The sequence below is a fragment of the Rhodanobacter glycinis genome, from assembly GCF_006438785.1.
Lineage (GTDB): Bacteria > Pseudomonadota > Gammaproteobacteria > Xanthomonadales > Rhodanobacteraceae > Rhodanobacter > Rhodanobacter glycinis_A.
This window is the reverse complement of sequence record NZ_RCZB01000002.1, coordinates 115,457-135,750: the sequence shown is the minus strand read 5'-3', so window position 1 is coordinate 135,750 and position 20,294 is coordinate 115,457. Positions and strand designations below refer to the sequence as shown.

Genomic DNA, 20,294 nt, shown 5'->3' with positions numbered 1-20,294 from the left:
GGCACTCAGCCGGCGGGCACGGTGAAGCTCGGCTCGCTCGGCTCCGGCACGCTGACGTCGCGCTCCCAGCCCTCGTTCTCGAGCTTCAGGTGCTGGATCGCCACCGCATTCGCGTTGGCATCCAGATCCGGCATCGCCTGGAACTCCGAGACCCAGCAGCGGTACAGCTTGTACGCAAGTGCGAGCTGGCCGGCCTCGTTGTAGACCTCGAGGATCAGGTCCTTGCGGAAGTCCTTCAGCGAGACCTCCGCACCGAGTCCGGCACCGAAGTTCCACACCTTGTTCGCCCACTTTTCGAACTCGCTGTCGTGGGTGACCCCGCGTTCGATGGTGATCGCTTCGTACTCGGTGCGGCCGGGCGATTTGCGCGTGCTGCTGGGGTCGCCGCCTTCGCGATGCTTGACCACCTCGGTGGTGCGCTTGAGGCCGGACACCTTGCTGACGCCGGCCACGTAGCGGCCATCCCATTTCACCCGGAACTTGAAGTTCTTGTAGGGATCGAAACGCTGCGCATTGACGCTGAATTGAGCCATGACGAAAGTCCTCAGGTCTGGATCTGGCCGGCCATCTGCTGCAGCTGGATGACCACGAACTCGGCGGGCTTGAGCGGCGCGAATCCGACCACGATGTTGACGATGCCCAGGTTGATGTCGTTCTGCGTGGTGGTTTCCTTGTCGCACTTGACGAAGTAGGCGTCGTTCGGCGTCTTGCCCTGGAATGCGCCCTGGCGGAACAGGTTCTGCATGAACGCGCCGACGTTGAGGCGGATCTGCGACCACAGCGGCTCGTCGTTCGGCTCGAACACCACCCACTGGGTGCCGCGGAACAGGCTCTCCTCGATGTACAGCGCGAGCCTGCGCACCGGCACGTATTTGTATTCATCGGCCAGCAGGTCGGCGCCGCGCAGCGTGCGTGAACCCCACACCACCGGCCCGACCAGCGGGAAGCTGCGCAGGCAATTGACGCCGAGCGGATTGAGCATGCCGTTCTCGGCATCGGTGAGTGTGGTGGCCAGACCCTGTACGCCGTTCAGTGCAGCATCCTGGCCGGCAGGCGCTTTCCACACGCCGCGCTGCGTATCGGTGCGAGCCATCACGCCGGCAACGATGCCACAGGGCACGAAGGTGTCGAGCTGGCCTTGCCGGGTCGGATCGGATTCGATCACCCGCGGGAAATACAGCGCGGCGTTGCGCGCGGCATCACCGTTGAGCCCGAGCCCGGTCAGCGCCGCGTTGTTGCTCTGGGTGATCGCGCCGGCGCTGCTCCACTCCGCCGGCGCGTCGACGAGCAGCAGGGCGCGGCGATCAACGCAGAACGCCATCGCACTCTGGTACACCAGAACGGACGTATTGCCTTCGCGCACATCCGGCGGAATGCACAGCAGGTTGAACAAATCGGTCTTCTTCAGAGCATAGATGCCGGTCTTGGCGTCCGGATCACCCAGGTAAGCCGCATCGTCCAGCGCCGCGCTGTCGGCCGCCTGATCGGCGGCGGCGACACCGGTGGAAGACTTGTCCTGATCCCACACGGTTTTTCCGCTGTCCGGATCGAGATGTGCGGCGGGTATGACCGTTGCCGGCAACACCAGTGATGCGGCGGCGCGTGCCAGCGACGAGCCGGCCTTCAGCACGCGATCGACACGGCGAGGACTCTCTTTCACGGTGAGGTTGCTGAAGCTTTCCTGCCTGCCGCTGCCCATGTCACGCACGATCAGGTTGAACAGGTCGGTGGTGGCAAGTCCGTAACGCGCAGCGATATCCGCCGACACGTTGGTGTCGATGCGTGCACGCAACTGGTTGCCCCAGCTGCCGGCAGACGCGGCCTCGAGCGGCAGGTTCGCGATCTTGATCGCGGCCTTGGCTGCCGCCGCCGGGTTTCCACTCGCCTTGTACAGACGGACGACCGCCGCCTGACTGCCGCCGTTGAGGTAGAAGTCGCGCACGGCATAGCCCATCGGATAGGCCGGGTCGAGCTTGCCGAAATTGCGCTCGAAGTCACCGTAGCTGCCGATGATCACCGGACTCTCGGCGTCGGCGTCGGTCGGTCCGCAGGCAGCACGGCCGATAAAGGCAGTGATCGACGTCGCCACCCCGGTAATGGTGCGGACACCGCTGGGAATTTCCTCGATATAGACGCCCGGATATGTGAGCGCAGCTGGCATGAGTCTGTCCTCCCTCGTGAAAACCCGCGTCACAGTCAATGCGGCTGCGGCGACCTCGTGTGCTTGTTCAGCGCGTACAGCACTTCGCCATCGGGCAACTGGTCGCAATGCAGCAATCCTTCCGCAACTAGTCGGCCCAATACGTGCTCAATGTGCTGGCACCCGTTTTCATAACGCTGCTGCGGCAGCCACCAGTTGACGATGCCGCGAAGGGTATCCGCGGCTTGTGGGTGGCCATGCAGATACGCAAGCACAGAGTGCTCGACCTCCACCTCGCTCCCGCTTGCCGCGCCTTTGCCCAGGTGTTTCGTCATGGCACTCTTCCGCACACATGCGTGAGGGTCGAGGCAACATGCATGCCATATCCGGAAATCCACGAAATGGCCTGCGGCTTGGGATTCACATGCCCGGCGCCGAAGCGCGCGGGTCAGCGTTGACCCGCTTTGTCGGCGCAGTGGGGAAGATTGCACCCGGCCCGGAGACACCCGCAGATACAGGTCGCGCGCAACGGAATCAGTGCGGACGGAACTGCTTCGTGCCGATGCCATGCTTCAGCAGCAGCTTGCCGAGCTGGCGGCGCTCGGTACCGGACAGGCGGGCGGCGGCACTGATGTTGCCGCAGGCCTCCTGCATCAGGTGGGTAAGGTAGTCGTGCTCGAACTTGCGGATGGCATGTGTCTTGGCCGCGCTGAAACCGAGCGATGGCTCATTCGCGCGGCGCCTCGGGGCCGACCTCGTCCCGGCAAACGCCGGCTCCGCCGCCACCAGCTCGGCGAGGCCAATCACGGCGGTCTCGGCACACATGTAGGCACGCAGCGCGACATTGTCCAGCTCGCGCACATTGCCTGGCCATGCATACGCGGCAAGCGCCTGCATGGCGTCTTCGCCCCAGGTTTTGTCCGGACCACGCAGCCGCACTGCGACGGCATGGATGAAATGTCCCGCCAGCAGGACCACGTCGTCACCGCGCTCGCGCAACGGCGGCAGCCGCAGGTACAGCGCGTTGAGTCGGTATTGCAGGTCGCGGCGGAAGCGTCCGGCCGCCACCTGCTGCTCCAGGTTCGCGTTGGTGGCGGCGATGATCCGCGCATCCGACACGCGTGCGGCACCGCCGCCCACCGGCCGGTATTCGTTGTCCTGCAGGAAGCGCAGCAGGGTCACCTGGCCCTTGTCGGAGAGCGCGTCGACTTCATCAAGGAACAGCGTGCCGCCGCGCGCGTGATCGATCAGTCCGGGTTGTGCACCCTTGGCGTCGGTGAACGCACCACGATCATGGCCGAACAGCTCGTTCTCGATCAGGCTGTCGGGGATCGCACCGCAATTGACCGGAACGAACGGGTGGTCGCGGCGCGCGCTGGCGTAATGGATTTCGCGGGCCGCCAGTTCCTTGCCGGTACCGGTCTCGCCCTCGATCAGCACCTGCACGTCGCAGCCGGCGTAGCGCTGCAATTGCGTACGCACTGACTGGATTGCCTGGGATTGGCCGAGCATCACCGGCATCATCCGTCCCCGAAGTCACCATCAAGAAACCTGGCACGCCATTACGGGCGTGCAACGGAATCCCCCTGGTATCCCTCCCGACCTGGCCGTGACGCACCAAATCGGAGCAACGATGGAGTATGCGCAACTTCAACGCTGTAGTTCAAGAATGTTCCATGCGTAATACATGGGATCTTCTCGTTGTAGTACTTCGCCCAGCTCCTGAGTAGTACATCACCGGCTCCCACAGCTGAACGGCCGCCGATCGCAGAATCGGATACTGCCGTTCACCCTGTGCAACGCATCGGGTTTCGCTGACTATCCTCCGCCGGATCCCGCCGGTCCATTGCCCTGGTTGGCATGGGCGCATTCACGCCCGCTCGCGTATCCTTGGCAGCTGCCGCCGCGGCTGTCCCGGCGTCCGCCAGGCGCCGCGGCAACACCGCCTTCCCGGCAAGTCTCGCCCCCGGTCTGCCGGATGGCCGAGCATGCAACCTTCCCGACACTACGCGGCAACAAGACGAGACAAACCCACCATGGTGGCAATGGCAACCGAGCACGTGATCGACGTGCAGCACTGGAACGACACCCTCTTCAGTTTTCGCACCACGCGCGATCCCGGCTTCCGCTTCGACAGCGGGCAGTTCGTGATGATCGGGCTGGAAACGGACGGCCGTCCGCTGATGCGCGCGTATTCCATCGCCAGCGCCAGCTGGGAAGAGCATCTGGAATTCTTCTCCATCAAGGTTGCCAACGGTCCGCTCACCTCGCAGCTGCAGCACCTCAAACCGGGCGACCCGCTGGTGGTCAGCCGCAAACCCACCGGCACGCTGGTGCTGAACGACCTGAAGCCCGGCCGGCATCTCTACCTGCTTGGCACTGGCACCGGCCTGGCGCCGTTCCTCAGCATCGTGCGCGATCCGGAAGCCTACGAGCGCTTCGACAAGATCGTGCTGGCCCACGGCGTGCGCCACATCGACGACCTCGCCTACTCGCACTATCTGGAACATGAGCTGCCGCAACATGAATACCTCGGCGAACTGGTGCGCGAGAAACTGATCTACTACCCCACGGTCACGCGCGAAACGTTTCGACATCGCGGGCGCATCACCGACGCCATCGTCGACGGCGTGATGAGCGAGGCGATCGGCCTGCCGCCACTGAATCCGCAAACCGACCGCGTGATGCTGTGCGGCAGCCCGGCGATGCTGGACGACCTGTGCGGCCTGCTCGAAGGCCGCGGCTTCCAGCCCTCGCCACGCACGCGCGAGCCGGGCGACTACGTGATCGAGCGCGCCTTCGTCGAGAAGTGAGCCGCGGCTCAGTCGCGCACGCGGCCTTGCCCTTCGTTGTCCCGGTAGCCGAACACGCGCCGCGCGATCAGCTTGTACAGCCGCTTGCCGGTGGCGCGCCGGTGCAGCCGCGTCAGCAGCCGAAGCGCGTCGCGGTAACAGCTGCGATGTCGCGGTTGCGCCTGCTGCATCGGCGCACCGGCGATGTAGCTGCGCAGCAGTTCGCGGCCGTTCCATGCCAGCAACGCAGGCACACCACCGATACCCGCCAGCCCGATCAACGCGCGCGCCTCGCGCGCCGCCGCGCAGCGGGCAAACGGGCGGGTCCACCAGTGTGGCGGCCGCGATGTCGCGACGGATGATGCGCAGGCCATCGCGTTCAATGATCTCGATGCGGCCCAGTTCGTCGGCCTTGAGCAGGATGGGTTGGGCAGTCCACGGGATTCCGGTGGACGCGAACGGCGCACCATTGCCCGTCATAGCGTCCCAACCGGTTATGGTTGTGCGATCCGCGGCGTACCGCCGCCTGACCACACTGGCGGATCTGCATGCTGGATATCGCGTTGTATGTGCTCGCCACGCTGTTGATCGTCGGCGGCCTGGCCGGCTCCGTGCTGCCGGCGCTGCCGGGGATACCGATGCTGTTCGGCGGCATCTGGCTGGTGGCGGCGCTGGACGATTATCAGCACCTGGGCCTGTGGTGGCTGTTGATCATCGGTGCGCTGGGCGGCGTCGGGGTAATCGTGGATTTCATTGCCGGCACGCTCGGCGCCAGACGCGTGGGAGCCAGCAAGCTGGCCCTGTGGGGCGCCAGCCTGGGCACCCTGGTCGGGATGTTCTTCGGTATCCCAGGCCTGCTGTTCGGCCCGTTCGTGGGCGCGCTCGCCGGCGAGCTGGCGTCCGGCACCAGCGTGCTGAGATCGGCGCATGTAGGCATCGGCACCTGGCTCGGCCTGCTGTTCGGCACACTGATCAAGCTGGTGCTCTCGTTCGTGATGGTGGGGCTGTTCGGGCTGGCGATGCTGTTCGGCTAGGTGCGGCGTGAACTTGTTTTGCCCCGACCTTCGGCACATGGCGCGCATGGCGACAGCCATTTAGGGTGACCCATCCAAGGGAGCCATCACCTCATGTCCAGACGCCTCGTTGTCGCCTTCGCCGCCACGCTTGTCGCTGCCGGTGCAGCGCGTGCGCAGACCGCACCACCCGCATGGATCGCACGCAGCGACGCCGATTCGAAGATCCTGCTCGACGAGATCGTGCGCTTCAGCCCCGAATCCGCCTCGCAACTGGGTGTGACCGGTTACGACGACAAGGTGGCCGATCTCAAGCCGGGTGTGGACGAACGCTCGCGCGCCGCACTGGTCGCCGCGAAGGCGAAGCTGCAGGCACTGCTGGCCGCGGAGAAAGACATCAATGTCCGGCAGGACCTGCAGATCCTGGTCAAGGCTGCTGACGAACAGATCGAGGGCATCGATCTCAACCGGAAATACCTGCTGCCCTACAACGACGTCGGCCAGCTGATTTTCAGCGGCGAGTTTGGACTGCTGAAAGATGACGTCGCCGCCGCGCGCCGTCCCTCCGCGCTGAAGCGGCTGCAGTGCTACGTCGGCAAGGCGCCGGGCTGCACGCCCATCACCGACCTGGCCAAGGCGCAGACCATCGCCCGGCTCGGCGACAAGGCGTTGCTCGGCCCCTACAAGGGCGAGGTGGAACAGAAGCTGGCCAACACCCGGCGTTACGTCGACGGCATCCGCCAGTTGTTCGCCAAATACAAGCTGGACGATGCCGACGGCAAGGCCGCGCTGGATGCGCTCGACGCGCAGCTGCAGGCGTACGACAGCTGGGTGCGCAGTACCGTGCTGCCGCGCGCCCGTACCGATTTCCGCCTGCCCGAACCGCTCTACGCCTACAACCTCAAGCAGGTCGGCATCGACATTCCACCGCAGCAACTGATCCAGCAGGCGCAACTGGAGTTCGTCGAGCTGCGCGGCATGCTGCAGGTGCTGGCTCCGACCGTGGCGAAGGCCGAAGGCATCGACGCCGTCGATTATCGCGACGTGTTGAAGGCGCTGAAGAAACAGCAACTGGGCAAGGATCAGGTGGTGCCGTGGTATCACGAGGTGCTCGGACGCATCGAGCAGATCATCCGGCGCGAACACATCGTCACCCTGCCGCAGCGCAAGATGCAGATGCGCCTGGCCTCGGAGGCAGAGGCGGCGCAGGTGCCGGCGCCGCACATGGACCCGCCACCGTTCGTGAACAACCACGGCGAGCAGGGCACCTTCGTGCTGACCATGGGCAATCCCGGCACGAGCACCGACGGGAAGTCGGATGACAAAAGCCAGGCCTACGACGATTTCACCTTCAAGGCGGCCGCGTGGACGCTCACCGCGCACGAGGGCCGGCCGGGGCACGAACTGCAGTTCGCCGCGATGGTCGAGCGCGGCGTGTCGCTGGCGCGCAGCCTGTTCGCGTTCAACAGCGTCAACGTGGAAGGCTGGGCGCTATATGCCGAATCGGAAATGCTGCCGTACGAACCGTCGGCGGGTCAGTTCATCGCGCTGCAGAATCGGTTGATGCGCGCGGCGCGCGCCTGGCTCGACCCGATGCTCAACCTGGGCCTGATCACGCCCGAACGCGCGCACGACGTGCTGGTTCATGACGTCGGCTTGTCCGAGGCGCTGGCGCGGCAGGAGATCAATCGCTACACGTTCGAATCGCCCGGCCAGGCCACCGCCTATTTCTACGGCTACATGCGCCTGCAGCAACTGCGCCTGCAAACCGAACAGGCACTGGGGCCGGCATTCGACCGGATGGCATTCAACGATTTCGTGATCGGCCAGGGCCTGCTGCCACCGGAACAGCTTGCCGAAGCGGTGCGCACCCAATTCGTGCCAGCCCGGCGCAAACCCTGATCGATCACCGCGCGGTGATGGTCGTGCGGCCCTCGCCACCCGCATGCCGGCGCGGCGTCAGCGATGCCGCCGCGGCGATGACGCGGCGGGTCGCGAGCTCGCCGCCGCTCGCGCGCTCTTCGCCAGCCAACCCGCGAGTTGCACGGTATCGCGGCTCAGCGGTGCGGGCAGCACGATGTAGTGCCGGCTCGGCGCCGCACCCGGCTTGGCGATCAGCCGCGATGCCCCCGCCAGCTGCAGCAAGGCCGGTTGATCGGCGGGCGCCAGCTTCAGGGCCAGTCCAGCGGGCGTCAGCCATGCGCACGGCTTTTCATCGAGCCAGGCCATCAGGCCGCCGAACATCGGCTTGATGCGCAGATCGTGCAGCTTGCCCAGATGCGCAGCCGCATCCTCAAGCTCGCCGCGCATGACGTCGAGTGTCGTCGGCACGCTCATGCCGGCGCGTCGGGAATCACATACAACAGCACGGCGAGGAAATGCAGCACGCTGCCGGTCAGCACGAACACATGCCACAGCGCATGGTGATACGGGAGCCGCCGCCACAGATAGAACGGCACGCCCAGCGTATAGGCCAGACCGCCGCCGATCAGCAATACCGTGCCACCGGTCTGCAGATGTTTGCTGAGCGGCTCGAACGCGACCATGCCGATCCACCCCATGCCCACGTACAGCAGTACGGCCAGCTTGTGGTAGCGCTTGCGCAGGCCAAGCTCCAGCGCGCTGCCGACCAGTGCCAGTGTCCACACCGCCACAAACAGGCTCCAGCCCCAGGCGCCCGGCAGTGCGATCAGGGTGAACGGCGTATAGGTGCCGGCGATCAACACATAGATCGCGATGTGGTCGAGCGCACGCAACGCCGGCTTGGCCGACGCCACGGAGATCGAGTGGTACAGGGTGGAGGCGGTGTACAGCAGCACCAGCGAGGTACCGAACACCGCGCAAGCCACCACGGTGAGCGCATTGCCGTGCAGGGCGGCGAACGCCACCAGCACAGCCAGCCCGGCAATGCTCAGCGCGATGCCGACGCCATGGATGACGCTGCTGGCCAACTCGTCGCCGAAACGGTAGCGCGGGATCACCGCGTGGGATGGGGTGGACATGGATCGCTCCTGGCATGATCGCAGGCGCCGCGCAGCGCCGTAACGTGGTGGGCGCTGCGGCGCCTGTCTGTTGCACTCACGGCATCCCGGCCGCGCGCCAACCGCTGCACTATTCGATGATGAACGCGCCGAACGCCACGCCGAGATTCCAGCCGCTGCCCTTGCCGCTGAGCGCCAGCGACACATTGCCCTTGGTCAGCACCTGCGCGTCGGCAGCCTTGTCCTCGGCACCAGCGTGCGCTTCCGCGTTGGCGTAGTGGCCCAGCACGTCGCGCACGTTGCTGATCCCGCTGAACTTGCCGATGCCGTCGGTGATCTTCGTCTTGCCAAACGTCAGGCCGCCGCCCTTGGCGCGCAACTTCACGTGCAGGCTCTGGCCGTTGCTGCAGCGAACTGTGCCGCTGCCGCTGGCGGTCTTGTAGAACACCGACCAGCCGGACAGCTGGAAACTCATCTTGCAGGAAAGGTCGCCGGCCCGTGCCGGCGTGCCCAGCAGCAGCCAGCCACACGCCAATCCCACCACGCCCGCCCATTTGATCAGACTCATGCCGTTCTCCCATCCTGCCCGGCTCACCGCCGATCACTGATTGTTGCAGGACTACCCTGCCGTGGGCGATGCCTGCGTGAAATCTCTTGTTGCCGGGGACCCGCGCCCGACCGCTGTCGCGGCTGCGTGTCCCTGCTGCCGTGCGCAAGCCATCACGCGCCGGTGTCATCGCCGCACAAATGGCCGTCCAGCCGTCCGCTTGCGCGATCGTGCCATACAGGCATACGCTGCAATCGCGACAGCGCGATCCCCCTGCTCACGCAGCGCGACTGCCGCCACAACCCCATCGTTGTCAGGAGGTCGCCCATGTCGTCCGCAAGCCTGGCCGTTGCTCATCGTACCCACCCCGACAGTGCACGCATCGCCGCCATCAGCGCAGCGATTGCACTCAACCTTGCCGTTCTCGTGATCGCCTCGCGGCCGATCACTCCGGCGCAGCTCGCACTGATTCACCAGCCCGCCGCGATCCAGCAGATTCGCCTGATCACTCCGCCGGCGGTGCTGCCGCCACCGCCAGCGATCGAACTGAAACCGTTGCCGCATCCACCCACGCTGCCGCAAGCCCGCCTGCGACCGGTGCCATTCAGCCCGCCGGCAGTGGTGCCCAGCACCGAGGGCCGCCTCGCCGCATCGCCGGTCAGCGATCCGACCGTGCTGCCCGACAACGCCATGCCGGGCACGGCGACGGAGACAGTTCCGGTGGAGGCCAGCCTTGCCTATCGCTCGGCACCGCTGCATTTTCCCAGCGTGGCCCTGCGCCAGCGCATGCATGGCAGCGTGCTGTTGCGGGTGCTGGTGGATGAAACCGGCAAACCCGTGGAAGTGACGGTGGAGCATGGCAGTGGCTATGCCCTGCTCGACCGCAGCGCGCGCGATCAGGTGCTGGCGGGCTGGCGCTTCCAGCCGGCCATGGTGAACGGGCGCGCGGTGCGCGCCTGGGCCCGGGTGCCGGTGAATTTCGACCTGCGCGAGTAAGCCGTTCACGGCCACTCCGGCCGGGCGTTCGGCGGCAACGATTGCCCCCTGCCGGCGTGACGGCGCGATCGCACGCGATCGCACGCGCCGAGGGGGCTTGCAGCGCCGGCGGCTTACGCGTCTTTAACGATACGCATGCTCCACTGACGCCCATTCACCCTGCCAGGTTTCATGCATGGGCAAGCATCCGAACACCCTGAAAACCCTGAGCGCGATCGCGCTCGAGCATGCCACTGCCGGGCAACCCGATCTCGCCTCGATGGCGCGCGAACTCGGCCGTGTGGTACATCAGGACGGGGCTGCACTGGCCGTGCGACTTGCCGCTTTGCGTACGCGCCAGCGTGGCCTCGAGCGTTGGCTGCTGGCCGAACGCAGCATGCCATCGATCAGCGTGCTGGTGATGGCGTGGCCGCCGAACCACCTCACCCCGGTGCACGACCATGCGGGATTGTGGGGCCTGGAAATGACCTTGCATGGCGCGCTGGAAGTACAGTCGTATGCACGCGACCCCGTCTCGGGCGACCTGCGCATGCGCGGCCGCGACTGGCTCGGACCGGGCGACGGTACCTGGTTCGAGGGCGATCAGAACCATGCGCATCGTTGCCGCAACCTGTCCCGCTACGATACGGCGTTGACGCTTCACGTCTATGGTGGCGATCTGGCACGGTATTTCGCCTACGAGCAGGCGGAACCGGCCGGACGATGGATCGCGCAGCCGCAGCGCAGCGCCATCGCCGGCCGTCTGCACCGCTGATCGACACGCCACTACATACAAGGAATTCCATGTTTCGACGGGTCGCCATCATCGGCGGCGGTGCCGCGGCCGCCACGCTGCTCAGCGAAATGCTGGAGCGCCAGCCGCCGCAGCCGCTGCATCTGGACTGGTATACGGGCGGCGAGGCGTCCGCACGCGGGGTGGCCTACGGCACCGCGTCGGAACGCCACCTGCTGAACGTGCGGGCGGCTTCGATGAGCATGTTCGCCGGCAAGCCACGCGGCTTTCTGGATTTCGTGCAGCGTGACGATCCGGCGATTGCCGGCACCGACTTCCTGCCCCGCCGCCGTTACGGCGACTACCTCGAGGCGGAAGTGGCGCGCGCACTCCAGCAAGGCAACGCGCATGGCCATGACGTGAACATCATTCCGTTCGCGGTCGATGCGCTGGTGCCTGAGCGCGACGGCGTCACCGTGATCCACGGCGAGGAGAGCCGTCGTGTGGACGCTGCCGTGCTGGCGCTGGGTGCGCTGCCGCCGCAGCCGCTACCGGGGGTCAGTACCGCGGCGCTGGACTGCGGTCGCTACGTGGTGGATCCGTGGCGTCTGCTGGCCCATCGCGATGCGTGGCCGGAGCCGCCGCGCAAGGTGGTGCTGATCGGGCTGGGGCTGACCGCGGTCGACGTGTTGCTGGAACTCTCCGCGCGCTGGCCGCAGACCGCGTTCATTGCAATCTCGCGCCACGGCCTGCTGCCCGAGGCGCATCTGCACGCAGCTGCCGTGCCCGCCGACGACAGCGCCGAGCTGATCGAAGCCATGCGCGACGCGCCGGATATCCGCCACTGGCTACGCCTGCTGCGCGAAACAATCACGCAGCATGGCAGCGAATGGCGCACCATCGTCGACAGCCTGCGGCCGCATTTGCCCGGCCTGTGGGGCGAACTGCCGCTGGAACAGCGCGCGCGCTTCATGCGTCATGCGCGCTGGGCGTGGGAACGCGCTCGTCACCGCATGCCGCCGCAGGTGCGCGAAGCGCTCACCGCACTGGAACAGGGTGGCCGGCTGCAACGCCAGCGCGGACGCATGCAGTCAGTCGAGGTCGCCGGCGACGCCGTGCAGTTGACTCTGGTCCGGGCCGGCCAGACGCATACGCTGACCGCGGACCTGGTGATCCAGACCGTCGGCCTGAACACCGACGTGCGCCGGACCCAGCATCGGCTGATCAGCCAGCTGCTGACCAACGCGCACATCGCGCCCGACCCGCTGGGTCTCGGCGTGCTGTCCGATACGGACGGCCATCTGCAGCGCGATGGCGCCCAGGAGACCCCGACGCACTGGCCACATGTTTTCGCCATCGGCAGTCTGCTGCGCGGTACCTTGTGGGAATCCACCGCGATGCCGGAGATTCGCCAGCAGGCCCGCCACCTGGCCGATCAATTGCTGACCGGCTGACCGGTCCGCAGCGCCCGCGATGACCGCCAGCGCACTCACCACCGGCATCGTTCTGCTGCATCTGCTGGGCGTGTTCGCGGCGATGCATGCGGTGATGCACGCGCGTACGCCGCAGGGTGCGATCGGCTGGGCACTCGGCCTGATGTTGCTGCCTTACGCGACCCTGCTACCATACCTGTATCTGGGCTCCAGCCGCTTCCTCGGTTACCGCGTCGCCCATCCGATACAGCCATCGCACGCCCTGCCCGCAGCCCCGGACGCACTGCCGGCCGATCCGGGCTGCGCCCGCTTCGCGGCGATCAGCGCACTGCAGGGGCGACCATTCCGCAGCGGCCACCGGCTGCGTTTGCTGATTGACGGCGAACCGGCGTTCGACGTGATGCTGGCGGCGATGGCTGCGGCCGAGTACTGCCTGCTGGTGCAGTTCTTCATCATCCACGACGACGCGCTCGGCCGGCGCCTGCAGCAGATATTGCTGGAGCGCGCGGCAGCCGGCGTGCGCGTGTGCGTGTTGTTCGATGGCATCGGCAGCCACGCGCTGCCGCGGCATTACGTCACCACACTGCGCACTGGCGGCGTGGCAATCCATCGGTTCGCCACGCATCGCTGGCGCAATCGCCTGCAGCTGAATTTTCGCAACCATCGCAAGATCGTGGTGGTGGACGGCACGCGTGCCTTCGTCGGCGGGCTCAACGTGGGTGACGAATACCTGGGCCTGAAGCCGCCGCTGGCGCCGTGGCGCGATACCCAGCTGGAACTGCAGGGACCGGCGGTGGCCGACCTGCAGCAGTTGTTCGCCGATGACTGGCAGTGGATCACCGGTGCCGCGCCGCCACTGCTGCTGCCGCCACCCGGCGACGGCGATGCCAGCGCGCTGATCGTGGCCAGTGGCCCGGCCGATCCGCAGGAAACCGGCTCGCTGTTCTTCACCGCGGCGATCAACGCGGCGCGCCAGCGCGTGTGGTTGAGCACGCCGTACTTCGTGCCCGACCACGCCGTGCGCGCGGCGTTGCAGCTGGCGGTGCTGCGCGGAGTCGATGTGCGTGTGCTGATTCCCGCCCGACCCGATCACCGCACCGTGTTTCTCGCCTCCACCATGCACGCCCATCACGCAGTGCGCGCCGGCATCCGCGTGTTCCGCTACCAGCCCGGCTTCCTGCACCAGAAGGCGCTGCTGATCGACCGCGACACCGCCGCCATCGGCAGCATGAACCTGGACAGCCGTTCGTTCCGGCTCAATTTCGAGGTCGCCGCCATGGCCGTCGATCGGGCCTTTGCCGCCGACGTGGCGGCGATGCTGACGGCCGACTTCAGCCACGCCCGCGCCGTGGACGAACGCGAGTACCGCGACGCGCCGTACCTGCGCCGGGTGGCGATGCACGTGGCGCGGCTGTTCGATCCGCTGCTGTAGGTGGTGTCGCGCATGCTGCGCTGCGGCTTGCCCACGGCGCCGCATCATCATGAACTGGAGCACCCCGCCATGGCTCTCCCCGCATGCGCTACCTCACTGCCCTGCTTTTCATGATGACCGCCAGCCTCGCCAGCCATGCCGGCGCGCCCGCGCGCTTTGTCGAGCACTCGCTCGACCTGCACGGCAAGACGTATCGCTACCAGGTATACGTTCCGGACGGCTGGACGGCCAAACGCTCGTGGCCGGTGGTGCTGTTCCTGCACGGCAGCGGCGAGCGCGGCAGCGACAACCAGAGCCAGCTCAGCCAGGGCCTGCCGCCGTGGCTCAGGCGGCACGGCAAGGATTTCCGGGCTGTTGTGGTGATTCCGCAGGCACCGCAAGACAGCGCCTGGAGCGGCGAAATCGAGCAGATGGCGCTGCAGGCGCTGGACGCCAGCATCGCGACTTACCACGGCGATCGCCAACGGCTGTACCTCACCGGCCTGTCGATGGGCGGCTACGGCTTGTGGCAGATCGCGCTGGATCATCCCGGCATGTTCGCCGCTGCCGCGATCATCTGCGGCGGCATTCGCCATCCCAACGATAGCGACCGGTTGCACGTGCAGGGCGTTCCTGCCGATGTCGCCGATCCCTATGCCTGGGTTGCCGCACACATCGGCAAACTGCCGGTGTGGATCTTCAACGGCGCCATCGACGATGTGGTGCCGCCGGAAGAATCGCAGCGCATGCACGCTGCCCTCAAGACGCGTGGCGACGATGTCCGTTACACCGAGTTCCCCGGTGTCGGGCACGGCTCATGGGAGGCGGCCTATGCCACCGCTGAACTATGGCCGTGGATGTTCGCGCACCGGTTGCCGCCTGCCCCGGCAACCCGTTGAAAGCCGGCCGGTGCCGATGCCTCAATCAGACCCGCGTCCGTCGCCGCGCCGACGGCTGCACAAAACCCAGCCGATGTAGACACCCAGCGCCACGCCCAACAATTCGCACAACACCCGCGTACCGATGCCATCCGGGTCATGCACCTGCGCCAGCTTGGCCTTGAGCAGCTGCAGCGACTGCAGTCGTGCGTAGTTGAAATAGAACAGGTCCCACAGATCGCCGCTGGCCGTCAGCACCGTCGCCAGCAGGAACGACCAGCCGATCTGCGGGCCGTAACTCCAGTCATGGCGTCGGCCCAGCCAGTGGAACAGGCCGAACAGCAGCAATCCGGCCAGCACCGAAATGGCTCCAGCTTCCAACCCACCGACGATGCCGTAGCCCATCCAACTCTGGTCGTAATGCATGTTGCCGCGGCTTCCGTCTGTCGTTGCCCATCCCATTATGCCTGCACCGCCATTCGACCTCGGCGCCACCGCGCTAGACTCTCGCCCTGCCCACCCGCGGAACCCCAGCATGAGCCGCACCCTCTCGCCCCATGCCGCGTTGATCGTCGTCGACGTGCAACCGGACTTCATGCCCGGCGGCACGCTCGCCTGCCACCAGGGCGAGGCGATCGTGCCGGGTGTCGACCGCCTGCTGCGCTCGCGCGTGTTTTCTCACGTCGTTGCCACCCAGGACTGGCATCCACGCGGGCATATCTCGTTCGCCAGCTCGCATCCGGGTCGCGCACCGTTCGAGCAGATCGCGCTGCACGGTCAGCCGCAGACGCTGTGGCCGGATCACTGTGTGCAGGGCACGCCTGGCGCCGAGCTGCATCCGGGCATCGACTGGACGGCGCTCGATGCGGTAGTCCGCAAGGGTAGCGACCCGGCCGTGGACTCCTACAGCGGCTTTCGCGAAAACCACGGGCCGCAAGGCGCGCGTCCCAGCACCGGCCTGGCCGGCTGGCTGCGCGAACGCGGCGTGGATGAAGTGTTCGTATGCGGACTGGCGCGCGACATATGCGTGCTGTGGACCGCGCAGGACGCCGTGGAACTCGGCGTTCGCGCCAGCCTGCTGTGGGATCTCAGCCGCCCGGTGACACCGACCAGCGACGACGCCACCCGCGCCACGCTGCAGGCCCGCGGCATCGCCCTCATCGAGTCGGCGAACCTCGCCATCTGAAAGTCAGGCCTCGTTCTCACCCGACGCATGCACTTGCGGTTCGCCCTCGGCGTCGATCTCCACCCGCAAGGTGATGGGTCGGCAGCACACCTGGCAATCCTCGATGTATTGCTGGCTGCGGATCGACGCGTCGATCAGGATATCGATCGACTCGCCGCAGTACGGGCAGTCGATGCTGCAGGGCGTAAGCATGAGCGCACCTCGACAGGTGGGCGCTCAAGTACAGCACATGACCGGACCGCCGGCGATGCGACGCTCAAGCTTTGCGGAGCGACCACGCCTGCGGCAGACCGATCCAGAACAGCTCGTCACGGGCACAACGCGGCGCCAGCTTCAGCAATTCGTTGTCCTTGCTGACCAGCCAGCGCGCACCCGATGCCTGCGCCAGCTCCAGAAACATCTGATCATCCGGATCGGCGCAGCGCGGCAGTCGCCCATCGGCCGATGGCGTTGCCAGCTCATCGGGCAGGCAACGAACCAGTGCATCGAACGCCGCCTCGATCGCCGGTCGCGTGACGTCGCTGACCGGCACTTGCGGATAGTGCAGCACGCGCAGCCATTCGGCGCGGCAATCGGCACGCGTGACCGCCTCGATCGTGCGGCTCTGCATCGCCACGTGCAGCGCAGCGGACTGCGGCTCATGGAACACGAACATATCCAGGCACACGTTGGTGTCCAGCACGATGCGCGGCACGGAAAGTTCGTCGGTCATTGCGACATGATGAGGCAACCGGGCCACGCGATACACTGCACGCTTTCCGATCGAGGTGATGACCATGGCCGAGCGCGAGTTCGACAACTACCTGGCCCGCTCCGGCGCCACCCTCGAAGGCTCGCGCTACACGGCATATCTCGCGGTCACTCCGCGCGGGAACGGTTTCCCGATGTATTTCGCGATCTGCGAAAACCGCAGCTTTCGCGACAAGACCGTCGCCGAGACCGCCGCCGCCAAGGCGCTGGCCGACATGCTCGGGCTGGAAGACGATGGCACGCCGATCTTCCCCGAGGGCTATACCGGCTTCGACGACGACAAGCCGGCAGACATCGCGGAATGAGCCCGCGCCCGGTGTGCATGAGGCACCGCGCTGCGATATCTCACAGTGTCAGCAGTACCTTGCCGATCGCCGCACGGCTTTCCAGATACGCATGCGCGCTGCCGCCATCGCTGAGTGCAAAGCGGGCTGCGATGTTCGGCCGCAGCTTACCGGCACGGATCTGCGCGAACAGCGCCGCTGCGCGCTCACGGCGGATCGCGGCACTGGTCAGTACGTTCCACAGATCGCCACCGGTCAGCGTCAGCGAACGATCCATCAGCAGGCGCGGATCGACCGGATCCGGATCGCCCGCCGCCATGCCGTAGAACACCACCGTGCCGCCGATGCGCGCCGCGGCGAGGCTGTCGCCGAGCGTGCGGCCAATCGAATCGTAGACCACGTCGGCACCCCGGCCTGCACCCAGTTGCTTCGCCTGCGCCGGAAGATCGTCGTAGCCGCACGCAGCGTCCGCGCCGGCTGCCAACACCGCGGCGCGTTTCGATGCACTGGACGCCACACCCAGCACGGTCGCTCCCCGTACCTTCAACATCTGTACCAGCAGCTGGCCCACACCGCCGGCCGCCGCGTGCACCACCGCCACGTCACCGCGCCGGACCTTGTAGCTGTCGGTCACCAGGTACTGCGCAGTAAGTCCCTGCAACAGCGTCGCGGCGGCGGTATCGAACGTGATGTCGTCCGGCAGTGGAATCAGCTTGTCGATATCCACCGCGACCAGCTCGGCATTTGCCTGCGGCATGTCGGCGAAACCGACCCGTGTGCCGACCGGAAACAGCTGGTCGCCCGCAGCCGCCTGTTCGATCACTCCCGCGCCTTCGTAACCCAGGACCCAGGGCGCCGTACCACTCAGGTGATAGTTGCCGTTGCGCCGGTAGACGTCCGCGAAATTCAGCCCGACGCTGCGCATGCGTAGCAGCGCCTGACCCGGCGCGGGGATCGGATCGGGTCGTTCACCCCAGCGCAACACCTCGGGACCACCGAACTTGTCGAACAGCAAAGCGTGCATGGTGTAGCGCTTCGAATCGGATGAACCTGGTGACTACCGCCATGGTTGCACGCGGGCCGTGATTCAGGCCGCGGCCCGTTCACGCAACTGCGCAATCGCGGCCGGTATCGACGATGGCGCATCCACCGTGACCACGTGCTGCTCGTCCTCGCCCAGACCGTGCTCCAGCTCATGTGCCCAGGTCACGTGATACGGCAGGTGCACGCCCCAGCCGCCGAGGCGCACCACCGGCTCGATGTCCGAGCGCAGCGAATTGCCGACCATCGCGAACTGCGCCGGCTGCAGGTCGAACTCGGCCAGCACGCGCCGGTAGGTGTCCGCGTTCTTCTCCGACACGATCTCGATGCGCCGGAACAGCCCGGCCAGTCCGGATTGCGCGACCTTCTTCTCCTGATGGAACAGGTCGCCCTTGGTGATCAGCACCACCGCATGGTGCTCGGCCACCGCCTCGACCGCTGCGCGGATCCCCGGCAACAGTTCCACCGGATGCTGCAGCACGGTCTTGCCGATCTCCACCAGCCGATGGATGTCGGCGGTGGAAATGCGTCCTCCGGTGATCGCGATCGCGGTTTCCACCATCGACAGGGTCATGCCCTTGGCGCCGTAGCCGAACAGCTGCAGATTGCGCCGCTCGGTCGCCAGCATGCTGTCGTGGACGTGGCTGTCGGCCAGGTCGACGTAGCCCCCGACGATCGCCGCGAACTCCTCGTTCGCCTGCCGGTAATAACCCTCGCTGTGCCACAGCGTGTCGTCGCCGTCGAAACCGATCAATTGCAACATGCGGTCAACCTTTTCATCCACGCGTGGTCCTATCGGAACAGAAGCCGAAAGTCGGCCTATGATAAACGTCCGGCCCGCCCTTGCCTTCATGCACCGGCGGCCTTTCCGGATCTCTATGGAGTCTCTCGATGGCCAATCGATGCAACCATCTCGACGGCATTCAGGATGTCACGCCCAGCGCGCGCGGCTGCGAAGAATGTCTGCAGTCCGGCGATGTCTGGCTGCACCTGCGCCTGTGCCGCACCTGCGGGCATGTCGGCTGCTGCGACGATTCGCCGAACCGCCACGCCACCAAACACTTTCACGGCACCGGGCATCCGATCATCGAAGGCTACGACCCACCGGAAGGCTGGGGCTGGTGCTATGTGGATGAGGTGACGTTCGACCTGCGCGACCGGATGACGCCGCAACTCGGACCGATCCCGCGCTACTACTGACCTGCGGAGCACACGACATGAGCCAGCCCAGCAAGATCCTGCTGCAGACGACGATTCCCACCGTCATCGACGATTGGCATATCGGCCGCTTCGGCCTGTTGCGCGACTATCTGGCCGGCCTGCGCGACATGGCCGGCACGCCGCTGTTCGAGGTGACGGCGCGTGACCGCGATCCGTCCGGGGCGCCCGACAGCGTGCTGTCGCAACTGGACACGTCATCGTTCGATGAGATGTGGCTGTTCGCCGTCGATACCGGCGACGGACTCACCGAGGAAGACTGCGCCGCCATCTCGCGTTTCCGCCAGCGCGGCGGCGGCCTGCTGGTGACGCGCGACCACATGGATCTGGGCTGTTCGGTGTGCACGCTGGGCGGCGTCGGTGCCGCGCATTTCTTCCATTCGAAGCATCCCGAGCCCGACCCGGCGCGTCACTGCATCGACGATACCTTCGCCAGCGACATCCTGTGGCCCAACTACCATTCCGGTGCCAATGGCGATTTCCAGCACATCCGGATCAGCGCGCCGTTGCATGCGGTGCTGACCGATCCGGACTCGCCCGACGGCACCGTGCATTGCCTGCCTGCGCATCCGCATGAAGGCGCCGTCGGCAAGCCGGCGGACGATCCGAGTGCGCGGGTGATCGCGACCGGCCGCAGCACGGTCAGCGGCGCAGAATTCAACCTCGTGGTGGCGTTCGAGCCCTCGGCCGATGGCGGACCCGCCATCGCGCAGTCGACCTTCCACCACTTCGCCGACTACAACTGGAATCCGCAGCTGGGCGCACCCAGCTTCGTCGCCGAACCGCCGGGCGACGCCCTGGCGCATTCGCCAGAGGCGCAACGCTCGATCGAACGCTATGTCAGGAACCTGGCGTTGTGGCTGGCCGGACGGCCGGTGGACACCGCGCTGGCGGACTAGCCCACCGCCCGCC

General features: G+C 66.4%; 25 protein-coding genes. 12 read left to right on the top strand and 13 right to left on the bottom strand.

Annotation, left to right across the window (positions count from 1 at the left end; all coding sequences use genetic code 11):
* Window positions 1-5: 5 nt before the first annotated feature.
* From EAH75_RS08755 to EAH75_RS08740, 4 genes are all read right to left on the bottom strand, one after another.
* A complete protein-coding gene (locus EAH75_RS08755; RefSeq protein WP_140648257.1) occupies window positions 6-533 on the bottom strand; it encodes a phage tail protein in 528 nt (175 codons plus the stop codon).
* Window positions 534-544: 11 nt separating this feature from the next.
* Window positions 545-2,161: a phage tail sheath family protein gene (locus tag EAH75_RS08750; RefSeq protein WP_140648256.1), complete on the bottom strand. Its 1,617-nt coding sequence runs from the start codon at window positions 2,159-2,161 to the stop codon at window positions 545-547.
* Between the two features lie 35 nt (window positions 2,162-2,196).
* The gene (locus EAH75_RS08745; RefSeq protein WP_240046096.1) at window positions 2,197-2,475 is read right to left on the bottom strand and encodes a hypothetical protein; all 279 of its coding nucleotides are present in this window, start codon (window positions 2,473-2,475) and stop codon (window positions 2,197-2,199) included.
* 199 nt (window positions 2,476-2,674) lie between these two features.
* A complete protein-coding gene (locus EAH75_RS08740) occupies window positions 2,675-3,652 on the bottom strand; it encodes a sigma 54-interacting transcriptional regulator (protein WP_240046095.1) in 978 nt (325 codons plus the stop codon).
* Between the two features lie 524 nt (window positions 3,653-4,176).
* On the opposite strand from EAH75_RS08740, the gene EAH75_RS08735 reads away from it, so the two are divergent.
* Window positions 4,177-4,953 (top strand): ferredoxin--NADP reductase, encoded by a 777-nt coding sequence (locus tag EAH75_RS08735; protein ID WP_140649542.1) that lies wholly within the window; start codon window positions 4,177-4,179, stop codon window positions 4,951-4,953.
* 8 nt (window positions 4,954-4,961) lie between these two features.
* Here EAH75_RS08735 and EAH75_RS08730 read toward each other — a convergent pair whose 3' ends face one another.
* Complete coding sequence (locus tag EAH75_RS08730) at window positions 4,962-5,306, bottom strand: hypothetical protein (protein ID WP_240046094.1); 345 nt, start codon at window positions 5,304-5,306, stop codon at window positions 4,962-4,964.
* Window positions 5,307-5,483: 177 nt separating this feature from the next.
* On the opposite strand from EAH75_RS08730, the gene EAH75_RS08725 reads away from it, so the two are divergent.
* Window positions 5,484-5,966, top strand: a complete 483-nt coding sequence (locus EAH75_RS08725) for a DUF456 domain-containing protein (protein WP_140649540.1) — start codon at window positions 5,484-5,486, stop codon at window positions 5,964-5,966.
* 93 nt (window positions 5,967-6,059) lie between these two features.
* Entirely contained in the window at window positions 6,060-7,847 is a 1,788-nt protein-coding gene (locus EAH75_RS08720) for a DUF885 domain-containing protein (protein ID WP_140648254.1), read from the top strand.
* 57 nt (window positions 7,848-7,904) lie between these two features.
* Here EAH75_RS08720 and EAH75_RS08715 read toward each other — a convergent pair whose 3' ends face one another.
* The 3 genes from EAH75_RS08715 to EAH75_RS08705 form a co-directional block, all read right to left on the bottom strand.
* On the bottom strand, window positions 7,905-8,282 hold the full coding sequence (locus EAH75_RS08715; protein ID WP_140648253.1) for a TfoX/Sxy family protein: 378 nt from the start codon (window positions 8,280-8,282) through the stop codon (window positions 7,905-7,907).
* Window positions 8,279-8,947 carry a PAQR family membrane homeostasis protein TrhA gene (trhA, locus tag EAH75_RS08710; protein ID WP_140805180.1) on the bottom strand — a complete coding sequence of 223 codons (669 nt, stop codon included), beginning with the start codon at window positions 8,945-8,947 and terminating at the stop codon, window positions 8,279-8,281. The genes EAH75_RS08715 and trhA overlap by 4 nt, the downstream gene beginning before the upstream one ends.
* Window positions 8,948-9,056: 109 nt before the next feature.
* Complete coding sequence (locus EAH75_RS08705; RefSeq protein ID WP_428993506.1) at window positions 9,057-9,488, bottom strand: hypothetical protein; 432 nt, start codon at window positions 9,486-9,488, stop codon at window positions 9,057-9,059.
* Between the two features lie 312 nt (window positions 9,489-9,800).
* Between EAH75_RS08705 and EAH75_RS08700 the strand changes: the two genes are divergently transcribed.
* The 5 genes from EAH75_RS08700 to EAH75_RS08680 all read left to right on the top strand — a co-directional run bounded on the left by EAH75_RS08700 (window position 9,801) and on the right by EAH75_RS08680 (window position 14,924).
* The gene (locus EAH75_RS08700) at window positions 9,801-10,469 is read left to right on the top strand and encodes an energy transducer TonB (protein WP_140648250.1); all 669 of its coding nucleotides are present in this window, start codon (window positions 9,801-9,803) and stop codon (window positions 10,467-10,469) included.
* A gap of 175 nt (window positions 10,470-10,644) precedes the next feature.
* Window positions 10,645-11,223, top strand: coding sequence for a cysteine dioxygenase (locus EAH75_RS08695; RefSeq protein WP_140648249.1), 579 nt, complete (start codon window positions 10,645-10,647; stop codon window positions 11,221-11,223).
* Between the two features lie 29 nt (window positions 11,224-11,252).
* Window positions 11,253-12,635 (top strand): FAD/NAD(P)-binding protein, encoded by a 1,383-nt coding sequence (locus EAH75_RS08690; protein WP_140648248.1) that lies wholly within the window; start codon window positions 11,253-11,255, stop codon window positions 12,633-12,635.
* A gap of 19 nt (window positions 12,636-12,654) precedes the next feature.
* Window positions 12,655-14,046 carry a cardiolipin synthase gene (cls, locus tag EAH75_RS08685; protein WP_140805178.1) on the top strand — a complete coding sequence of 464 codons (1,392 nt, stop codon included), beginning with the start codon at window positions 12,655-12,657 and terminating at the stop codon, window positions 14,044-14,046.
* Between the two features lie 83 nt (window positions 14,047-14,129).
* Window positions 14,130-14,924 (top strand): prolyl oligopeptidase family serine peptidase, encoded by a 795-nt coding sequence (locus EAH75_RS08680; RefSeq protein ID WP_140648246.1) that lies wholly within the window; start codon window positions 14,130-14,132, stop codon window positions 14,922-14,924.
* Between the two features lie 21 nt (window positions 14,925-14,945).
* Here EAH75_RS08680 and EAH75_RS08675 read toward each other — a convergent pair whose 3' ends face one another.
* Window positions 14,946-15,329, bottom strand: coding sequence for a hypothetical protein (locus EAH75_RS08675; protein WP_140648245.1), 384 nt, complete (start codon window positions 15,327-15,329; stop codon window positions 14,946-14,948).
* A 109-nt stretch (window positions 15,330-15,438) separates the two neighbouring features.
* On the opposite strand from EAH75_RS08675, the gene pncA reads away from it, so the two are divergent.
* Window positions 15,439-16,089, top strand: coding sequence for a bifunctional nicotinamidase/pyrazinamidase (pncA, locus tag EAH75_RS08670; RefSeq protein WP_140648244.1), 651 nt, complete (start codon window positions 15,439-15,441; stop codon window positions 16,087-16,089).
* Window positions 16,090-16,092: 3 nt separating this feature from the next.
* Here pncA and EAH75_RS08665 read toward each other — a convergent pair whose 3' ends face one another.
* Together EAH75_RS08665 and EAH75_RS08660 are read right to left on the bottom strand one after the other, a co-directional pair.
* Window positions 16,093-16,281: a CPXCG motif-containing cysteine-rich protein gene (locus EAH75_RS08665; RefSeq protein WP_140648243.1), complete on the bottom strand. Its 189-nt coding sequence runs from the start codon at window positions 16,279-16,281 to the stop codon at window positions 16,093-16,095.
* Between the two features lie 64 nt (window positions 16,282-16,345).
* Complete coding sequence (locus EAH75_RS08660; RefSeq protein WP_140648242.1) at window positions 16,346-16,801, bottom strand: putative toxin-antitoxin system toxin component, PIN family; 456 nt, start codon at window positions 16,799-16,801, stop codon at window positions 16,346-16,348.
* 64 nt (window positions 16,802-16,865) lie between these two features.
* Here EAH75_RS08660 and EAH75_RS08655 point away from each other — a divergent pair, with 64 nt between their 5' ends.
* Entirely contained in the window at window positions 16,866-17,144 is a 279-nt protein-coding gene (locus EAH75_RS08655) for a hypothetical protein (protein ID WP_140648241.1), read from the top strand.
* A 40-nt stretch (window positions 17,145-17,184) separates the two neighbouring features.
* On the opposite strand, the gene EAH75_RS08650 is transcribed toward EAH75_RS08655, so the two are convergent.
* The gene (locus EAH75_RS08650) at window positions 17,185-18,147 is read right to left on the bottom strand and encodes a quinone oxidoreductase family protein (RefSeq protein ID WP_140648240.1); all 963 of its coding nucleotides are present in this window, start codon (window positions 18,145-18,147) and stop codon (window positions 17,185-17,187) included.
* A gap of 63 nt (window positions 18,148-18,210) precedes the next feature.
* Window positions 18,211-18,927, bottom strand: a complete 717-nt coding sequence (locus EAH75_RS08645; RefSeq protein ID WP_140648239.1) for an HAD family hydrolase — start codon at window positions 18,925-18,927, stop codon at window positions 18,211-18,213.
* Between the two features lie 128 nt (window positions 18,928-19,055).
* Between EAH75_RS08645 and EAH75_RS08640 the strand changes: the two genes are divergently transcribed.
* On the top strand, window positions 19,056-19,364 hold the full coding sequence (locus tag EAH75_RS08640) for a UBP-type zinc finger domain-containing protein (protein ID WP_140648238.1): 309 nt from the start codon (window positions 19,056-19,058) through the stop codon (window positions 19,362-19,364).
* Between the two features lie 17 nt (window positions 19,365-19,381).
* Window positions 19,382-20,281: a hypothetical protein gene (locus tag EAH75_RS08635; RefSeq protein ID WP_140648237.1), complete on the top strand. Its 900-nt coding sequence runs from the start codon at window positions 19,382-19,384 to the stop codon at window positions 20,279-20,281.
* Window positions 20,282-20,294: the final 13 nt, after the last annotated feature.

Excerpts from the sequence above, each read along its gene's own strand:
- EAH75_RS08635 (WP_140648237.1), top strand. The coding sequence starts at position 19,382 with ATGAGCCAGCCCAGCAAGATCCTGCTGCAGACGACGATTCCCACCGTC.
- EAH75_RS08740 (WP_240046095.1), bottom strand. The coding sequence starts at position 3,652 with ATGCTCGGCCAATCCCAGGCAATCCAGTCAGTGCGTACGCAATTGCAG.
- EAH75_RS08655 (WP_140648241.1), top strand. The coding sequence starts at position 16,866 with ATGGCCGAGCGCGAGTTCGACAACTACCTGGCCCGCTCCGGCGCCACC.
- EAH75_RS08660 (WP_140648242.1), bottom strand. The coding sequence starts at position 16,801 with ATGACCGACGAACTTTCCGTGCCGCGCATCGTGCTGGACACCAACGTG.
- EAH75_RS08690 (WP_140648248.1), top strand. The coding sequence starts at position 11,253 with ATGTTTCGACGGGTCGCCATCATCGGCGGCGGTGCCGCGGCCGCCACG.
- EAH75_RS08640 (WP_140648238.1), top strand. The coding sequence starts at position 19,056 with ATGGCCAATCGATGCAACCATCTCGACGGCATTCAGGATGTCACGCCC.
- EAH75_RS08650 (WP_140648240.1), bottom strand. The coding sequence starts at position 18,147 with ATGCACGCTTTGCTGTTCGACAAGTTCGGTGGTCCCGAGGTGTTGCGC.
- EAH75_RS08665 (WP_140648243.1), bottom strand. The coding sequence starts at position 16,281 with ATGCTTACGCCCTGCAGCATCGACTGCCCGTACTGCGGCGAGTCGATC.
- EAH75_RS08645 (WP_140648239.1), bottom strand. The coding sequence starts at position 18,927 with ATGTTGCAATTGATCGGTTTCGACGGCGACGACACGCTGTGGCACAGC.
- EAH75_RS08715 (WP_140648253.1), bottom strand. The coding sequence starts at position 8,282 with ATGAGCGTGCCGACGACACTCGACGTCATGCGCGGCGAGCTTGAGGAT.
- cls (WP_140805178.1), top strand. The coding sequence starts at position 12,655 with ATGACCGCCAGCGCACTCACCACCGGCATCGTTCTGCTGCATCTGCTG.
- EAH75_RS08695 (WP_140648249.1), top strand. The coding sequence starts at position 10,645 with ATGGGCAAGCATCCGAACACCCTGAAAACCCTGAGCGCGATCGCGCTC.
- EAH75_RS08755 (WP_140648257.1), bottom strand. The coding sequence starts at position 533 with ATGGCTCAATTCAGCGTCAATGCGCAGCGTTTCGATCCCTACAAGAAC.
- trhA (WP_140805180.1), bottom strand. The coding sequence starts at position 8,947 with ATGTCCACCCCATCCCACGCGGTGATCCCGCGCTACCGTTTCGGCGAC.
- EAH75_RS08735 (WP_140649542.1), top strand. The coding sequence starts at position 4,177 with ATGGTGGCAATGGCAACCGAGCACGTGATCGACGTGCAGCACTGGAAC.
- EAH75_RS08700 (WP_140648250.1), top strand. The coding sequence starts at position 9,801 with ATGTCGTCCGCAAGCCTGGCCGTTGCTCATCGTACCCACCCCGACAGT.
- EAH75_RS08730 (WP_240046094.1), bottom strand. The coding sequence starts at position 5,306 with ATGGCCTGCGCATCATCCGTCGCGACATCGCGGCCGCCACACTGGTGG.
- EAH75_RS08750 (WP_140648256.1), bottom strand. The coding sequence starts at position 2,161 with ATGCCAGCTGCGCTCACATATCCGGGCGTCTATATCGAGGAAATTCCC.
- EAH75_RS08680 (WP_140648246.1), top strand. The coding sequence starts at position 14,130 with ATGCGCTACCTCACTGCCCTGCTTTTCATGATGACCGCCAGCCTCGCC.
- EAH75_RS08675 (WP_140648245.1), bottom strand. The coding sequence starts at position 15,329 with ATGCATTACGACCAGAGTTGGATGGGCTACGGCATCGTCGGTGGGTTG.
- EAH75_RS08720 (WP_140648254.1), top strand. The coding sequence starts at position 6,060 with ATGTCCAGACGCCTCGTTGTCGCCTTCGCCGCCACGCTTGTCGCTGCC.
- EAH75_RS08745 (WP_240046096.1), bottom strand. The coding sequence starts at position 2,475 with ATGACGAAACACCTGGGCAAAGGCGCGGCAAGCGGGAGCGAGGTGGAG.
- pncA (WP_140648244.1), top strand. The coding sequence starts at position 15,439 with ATGAGCCGCACCCTCTCGCCCCATGCCGCGTTGATCGTCGTCGACGTG.